Consider the following 732-nt stretch of genomic DNA (forward strand, 5'->3'; position numbering starts at 1 on the left):
GTCACCACCGCAGGGGGCGACAATCGCCAACTGCTGCCCATGGCGATCAAGGCCCGAGAGGTGCTGGGCGCTTCGACGTTGCACGTCGTCGCCGACGCGGGCTACTCCAACGGCGAGCAAGCACGCGCGTGCGAAGAGCAAAGCCTCATCGCTCACGTACCGGCTAATCGGGCAGTGAACAATCAGGGTGACGGCACACTCATGGACCCAAGCGCCTTCTCCTACGACGCCGAGCACGACACGTTGCGCTGCCCGGCCGGTGCCACGCTCGTGCGCAAGCAGATCCACCGGGCGACTCGATTGATTCACTACGCCGCTCCCGTCTCGGCCTGCACCGGATGCGCCTTGAAAAGCCAATGCACGCAGTCAGACCGCCGTATCGTCTCGCGTCACATGGATGAGGATGTGCTCCAACGGATGCACGCTCGCGCGACCCCGGAAGCGATGCGCTTGCGCCGCTGCACGGTGGAGCGGCCGTTTGCAGAACTGAAATACCGGATCTTCGGTCTGCCGCGTTTCTTGTTACGCGGCAGCACAGGTGCCGCTACCGAAATGGCCATCGCGGTCATGGTCTTCAACCTGAAGCGTCTGGCCAGTCTCCTGGGCCGCACTCGGCTTATCGAACAACTCCAGCCGATCTGATCCGCCCGCTTCAACTCGTCACAAAGAAAAAGGCGCCCTTCTTGCGAAGGGCGCCTCCTTGGCCACGGCAGCTAGTTTTGACACAGGCTG

The 732-nt window shown here is 62.8% G+C and carries 1 protein-coding gene; it reads left to right on the top strand.

Going from position 1 to position 732, the window contains the following annotated elements:
• The coding region (locus AC4HNJ_RS21545) for a transposase (RefSeq protein ID WP_490481671.1) at nt 1-642 on the top strand (642 nt) is incomplete at its 5' end.
• Nucleotides 643-732: the final 90 nt, after the last annotated feature.

The sequence above is a fragment of the Dyella sp. SYSU CM1112 genome (assembly GCF_058216415.1).